The sequence below is a fragment of the Alkalibacterium sp. m-11 genome, assembly GCF_054658155.1.
On the sequence record NZ_BAAGIR010000123.1, the window covers coordinates 1 to 5,882 of the forward strand.

Annotated in this window: 4 protein-coding genes; 2 read left to right on the plus strand and 2 right to left on the minus strand. The window is 43.0% G+C overall.

Translation table 11 applies throughout. The features are described 5' to 3' along the window. Nucleotides 1–206: 206 nt before the first annotated feature. Nucleotides 207–1,904 carry a M3 family oligoendopeptidase gene (locus ACYQ2O_RS10070; protein WP_346024964.1) on the plus strand — a complete coding sequence of 566 codons (1,698 nt, stop codon included), beginning with the start codon at nucleotides 207–209 and terminating at the stop codon, nucleotides 1,902–1,904. 98 nt (nucleotides 1,905–2,002) lie between these two features. Here ACYQ2O_RS10070 and ACYQ2O_RS10075 read toward each other — a convergent pair whose 3' ends face one another. After that, a complete protein-coding gene (locus ACYQ2O_RS10075; protein ID WP_346024963.1) occupies nucleotides 2,003–3,007 on the minus strand; it encodes a GNAT family N-acetyltransferase in 1,005 nt (334 codons plus the stop codon). 2 nt (nucleotides 3,008–3,009) lie between these two features. After that, the gene (locus ACYQ2O_RS10080; RefSeq protein ID WP_346024962.1) at nucleotides 3,010–3,768 is read right to left on the minus strand and encodes a GNAT family N-acetyltransferase; all 759 of its coding nucleotides are present in this window, start codon (nucleotides 3,766–3,768) and stop codon (nucleotides 3,010–3,012) included. Nucleotides 3,769–4,291: 523 nt separating this feature from the next. On the opposite strand from ACYQ2O_RS10080, the gene ACYQ2O_RS10085 reads away from it, so the two are divergent. Further along, entirely contained in the window at nucleotides 4,292–5,710 is a 1,419-nt protein-coding gene (locus ACYQ2O_RS10085) for a peptidoglycan DD-metalloendopeptidase family protein (RefSeq protein WP_459796541.1), read from the plus strand. Nucleotides 5,711–5,882: the final 172 nt, after the last annotated feature.

Here is a 5,882-nt window from a genome sequence, read left to right on the forward strand (position 1 = left end):
TTAATTAGAACTGACTTTCTCAAGCCTTTTAAAAGCTCGAAGAGCAAAAAAGGCTTGAGAAAGTCAAAAACAATAAACTGCGTTTCAGATTTCTAGAATAAATTTCCGAGAATAGCTTTACACATACCAAACGAGGTTTAGTATATCATTTGAGTCTTCTTATGCTATACTAAAGAAAAATTAATAATCGACACAGGAGGCAACCAATGAAATTTCAAGATTATACTTACGAACGGCCGGATTTTGATTTATACAAAAAAGACTTCCTTCATCTCGTTGACAATTTGAAAGAAGCGGAATCGGCTGATCAGGTCAAGCAGGCCATTGACCAAGTATCTGAGCTGACTGCATCACTGGATACCATGAGTACGCTCGCTTCTATCCGTAATTCGATTAATACCAAAGATGAGTTTTATGATCAGGAAGACAAGTACTGGAATGAATACTCTCCGTACTATCAGGAACTCACCACGACGTATTATAAAGCCATCATGGCTTCTCCCTATCTTGATGAACTGAAGGACAGTTATCCGCGAACCTTCTTTCAGAATATGCAGTTCGAACTGGATGCCTTCGATTCCAGTGTCATCGATCTGCTGCAGAAAGAAAATCAGCTGAGCAGTGACTATCAGAAACTGCTTGCTTCCGCAGAAATAGACTTTGACGGAAAGAAGCTGACCTTATCCCAGTTCGGGCCATATCTGGAATCGACGGATCGTGACACACGAAAAGCAGCATCCGACGCCCAGTGGAGTTTCTTTGAGGAAAATGAAAGTAAGCTAGATAATTTGTATGACGAACTTGTCAAAGTAAGAGATACGATAGCGAAGAAGCTCGGGTATAAAGATTTTGTTGAACTAGGTTACATCAGAATGAAACGATTTGATTATGACCGGGGCATGGTGGACGTCTACCGCAAACAGGTCCTTGATTATGTGGTTCCAGTGACTCAGAAACTGGCCAAGCGTCAGGCTGAAAGAATCGGAATAGAAGATATGAAGCATTACGATGCGTCTCTTCAGTTCCTTGATGGTAACCCGACACCTCAAGGCGACCCGGATTACATTATCGACAACGGCCGCAGAATGTACCATGAACTGAGTAACGAAACAGCTGAATTCATCGATTTTCTTTTCGATAAAGAGCTGGTCGATCTGTTGTCCAAGGAAGGGAAAGCAGGTGGGGGCTACTGCACCTATATTCCTGACTATCAGTCGCCATTTATCTTTGCCAATTTCAACGGGACGTCAGGGGATATCGATGTATTGACTCACGAAGCAGGTCACGCGTTCCAGGTTTATCAGTCAAGATGGATCAAGCAGCCTGAGATCGTCTTCCCGACCTTTGAAACCTGCGAAATCCATTCAATGAGCATGGAATTCTTCACTTACCCATGGATGGAGCTGTTTTTTAAAGATCAGACAGATAAGTACAAGTTCAATCATTTGAGTGGAGCGGTCAGATTCCTTCCTTATGGTGTTCTGGTCGATCACTTCCAGCACGAAGTATATGAAAATCCTGAGTGGTCACCTGAGAAACGCAAGCAGGTCTGGCGCGAGCTTGAGAAACAGTACCTGCCTGATCGCGATTTTTCTGAAAATGACTTCCTTGATAAAGGAACATTCTGGTTCAGACAAGGACATATTTTCGGCATGCCGTTCTACTACATTGACTACACTCTCGCTCAGATCTGTGCTTTGCAGTTCTGGAAACGTGCGATAGTCGATCAGGATGAAAAAGCATGGACTGATTATCTGGCAATCTGTAAAGCGGGCGGCACACAAAGTTTCCTTGAAACTGTATCGACAGCCAATCTGCGCTCACCTTTTGAAGAAGGCTCTTTAGAAGGGGTCATTCAGACGATCGACCAGGCACTGGAAGAAGTCGACGACAAAGCTTTATAATTTAAAAAACCCACTGATCATACAGGGTATCCGACAGTTCAAAAATGAACTGCGACCCTGTGAATCAGTGGGGCTTTTTTATTTGCAGGACAATTGAACTAAATTTTCGAATCCAGATCGTTAGTCTGTTCACTCAGGGTGTTGAGCCTATCCTGGTTCTTATCAAGCAGATCGTTCAAATCGCTGAGTTCTTTTTCCAGTTCATCCATCATCTGATTCGCTTCTTCGATTGAATCAGCCTCTTTTTTGAACATCCCGTGAAGCATCCATGGAGAGGGAAAGTCAAAAGGATGGTCAGCAGGAAGAGTGTCAGTTTCTTCTTGAGTTAGGTCCATCCAGACTAGCGCCTCAGGATTTTCAGCTTTGAGCATCTGGAGGGAGCGATCGACTGTTTCGAACAGTCCAGGCTGTTCGTTGAAGTCGGCCCATGGGTAAACAACATGCAGGTATTCGGTCCCTTTTACTTCTCGCCACATAAAGAGGACCCGGGTCCCGTCAGAATTTATATAGCAGTCCATTTCATCCAGTTTCTCATCACTGAAAAGTGATGGTCGTGCAGGGAATGGATAATAGGCTTCATAGGGGAAGACAGACTTTTCAAAAGAGGGGTTAAGGTAAGTCTCTTCGATCCACTGTCTTTTCTCATGTCGATCGTCCACTATAGTCCATTCCGTGTCTCCGGTCATAAGAGGGGTCAGCGTTGAAGCCTGTGCAGCGTAGAACGTGATTACATGGGGCAGTCCGATTTTTTCCAGTACCTTCTGAGCAGGTTTGTTGTGCAGTTCTGTATTGGCACCGATCCATTTCACTGAAGGGGTCTGTCTGGCCGCATTGAGAATATATTCGGTGATTTTTGTACCATACCCATTCTGACGGTGTCTTTTATCACTTCTTAGACGACCCAGCATGGCAAATTCACCAGCAAAAAGAGTATAACCGGCCACAGCGACAAGAGTCTCATCTTCAAATAAACCGAAGAGAGCATTTCCCTTAGTCGTCAGGCGGTCAAACACCTTAAGCATATAGTCGTCTTCTAATCCGGTTTCCATATTTTTGTATAAGTCAAAGTCATCAGCAGTTAACTGTCTAAATGATACACTCACGCTTATTCCTCCTCAATAATTCTTAGGGCACCGATTTGAAAACCGGCACAGGTGTAGCCTTGCTTTGTATACATATCTTTGACACTGTCTTCTGCATCAGCAGCCAGAATAACCAGCTTGTTCTTCTTGACCGCTTCGCCCATGACTTTGGCCTGCAGTGTACTGGCTACATATTGACCTCTATATTCCGGCAATGTGAATACATCATCTATTTCGATGGTATCATTCTGCTCTACAGTCAGACAGGATCCGACTGCGTGGTCCTCTTTTAGAGCAAGCCACATGGTAACAAGCGGATCATAGAATATGAGGTCATAAAAACCTTGTTTCTCGTCAGCAAAATATCGGGACGTTTTCATATCCTCAATGTAGTTGAGGGATTTAAACGTGTCGAGTTCTTCAAGGCTGACCTTGATTACTTGTATGCCGTCAGCTACAGATGCTTTAAAGGATATCGGATCGATAGAGTAGAGCTCCAGTTTCTCAAGACCGTAACCCTGCTCACTCAAATATTCGAGCGTCTCCGGAAGCAGACCCTGATTTATAGGCCAGGTAAATTTGACATGTCCGAGCCCATTATCTTCTGAAAAAAACCAGTGCATATCTTCTATCAGTTGAAATTCTTCTTTTGAAGGGGAATAAAGCAGATTAAAGTAGTTGGAATCGTATCTGAACAGGGCAGATGGATTGAAATACTGAATAAAAAACTCATTCCTGTCTGCTTCTTTACTATAAGAGCAGAGCATATGAAAATCGATCATGGGCACCTTTCCTTTCTCATACCTACTAGAATAGCAAAATGCCATAGGATTGAAAAGAATCAGTTACTTTAAATAAAAAGAAGTGGACTAAACTTATGACTACAACAACTGGTGTTAAAGTATTCACTGATACTGACAATGAAAATAATTGAAAAGGACAAAGTTAGCACAGTTACTAGAATAAAAAGGGCTGATACTTCAATAGAGTGAGGAAAGATAAGTTAAGGGATGTCAATATTTGTCACTTATTGTTCACTGGTTTCCATAGGAGGAAGACTGAATATTACAGTTAATATAATCATAAAGCCTTTTATATCAACGGGTTGAGGTGTTCCGAATAGTCAAACTTTCGTCAAACAATACAGACGTGTAACAAAATGCATGATTTTTTGTCATAGGATTTAAAAATTTTGACCTCATATCCCGTGTTATGATTTCATTATAACAGCAAGGGAAGCAAGACTAATATTGAACTTTTTATTATGAAACTGATTGAATATAAATAGAAATGGGAGTTATCAGATTGAATAAAAAACGCATCTTAACAGTAATGGCGGCAGCAATGATGGCTGCACCAACATTCAGCACATTGAACGTAGAAGCTTCTTCTCAAAGAATGAGAGATCTTGAACAGCAGCAGCAGGAGCTGAATCAGAAATCCAATGAACTGGATGGTGAGATTTCAGATCGAGAACAGCGCATGCAGTCACTTGAAGAAGAAAAGAAACAGCTTGAAGATGATGTGGTTGAACTTCAAGGAAACATCGATGAACTGGTCAATAGACTGGATGAACAGACAAAAGAAATTGAAAAGATTGAAGAAGAAATCCAACGTTTAAATGAAGAAATCGAACAGCTGAAAGATCAGATCGCTCGTAGAAACGAGCAGCTTGAAACTCAGGCTCGTTCAGTTCAGACTAACGCTAACCCGGCGGATATTGTTGATATCATGATGTCAGCAGAAAGTTTATCAGATCTGATTGGTAGAATTGGTGTTGTCAGTCAGCTGGTTTCCGCAAACCAGAACATTGTACAGGCACAATTTGAAGATCATCAGGCACTAGAAGAAACTGAAGCTCAAGTGGTGGCTGAACAGGAAGAAATGGAAAAAGTTAAGGCTCAGATGGAAATCGACCGTAACAACCTGGTCAACCAGCGTTTGGCTCTTGAGGATACAATCATGCAGGTCGCTGAACGCTATGATATGACTGAAGATGAAAGAAACTCTTTCATTAATGAACAGACAATAGTCGCTGAGCGTGCAAGTAATTTGAGCAAAGAAATGCGAGCAGAGCAGCAGCGTATTATTGAAGCGGAACGCAAGCGTCAGGAAGAAATCCGTCGCGCTGAAGAGAAAGCAAGAAGAGAAGCGGAGTCAAAAGCAAGAGCTCAGGCAGAAGCTCAGGCTCAGGCAAGAGCTGAAACAGAGCGTCGTTCACAGGCATCAACGTCATCAAGCAGCACTTCTTCTAACAACTCGTCAAGCAGTTCTTCTTCATCAAGTTCGTCTAACAGCTCGGCAAACAGCGGATCAAATAATTCTGCACCAGCTTCAAACAGCGGGTGGGCTAGACCAGCAAGTGGACGTATCACTTCTCCATTCGGATACCGTACACATCCTGTGACAGGTCAGCAAGGATCATTCCACGCAGGTGTGGATATTGCCGGAAGCGGACCGATCAGAGCTTCTCGTGCTGGAACTGTAACTCAGGCTTCTTTCTCAGGATCTTACGGATATACAGTTATCATCGATCACGGTAATGGCTACTCAACGTTGTACGCTCACATGCAACCTAACTTGAACGTAGCACCTGGACAAAGCGTGTCTCAAGGGCAGCAGCTGGGAATCATGGGAACAACTGGACGTTCAACTGGGGTCCACCTTCACTTTGAAATACGTAAAAATGGATCTGTAGTTAATCCGATGAGCTACATCAACTAATTAATATATATGGCTGAAGAGAGAAGGCATTAGTGCTTTCTCTCTTTTTCGTGCGCCCGGCATGGGCGACAACTTGGTGGTGAAAGTCCACTACAGACTTGGCAGTAGGAACTGTTAGCGAAAGTCAAGGGTGTCCGCCGTGAGGCGGAATCTGAAGGAAGACGGACGCAAA

What these genes read in the sequence shown, in the direction of transcription:
- ACYQ2O_RS10070 (WP_346024964.1), top strand. Translation starts at nt 207, where the DNA reads ATGAAATTTCAAGATTATACTTACGAACGGCCGGATTTTGATTTATAC.
- ACYQ2O_RS10080 (WP_346024962.1), bottom strand. Translation starts at nt 3,768, where the DNA reads ATGATCGATTTTCATATGCTCTGCTCTTATAGTAAAGAAGCAGACAGG.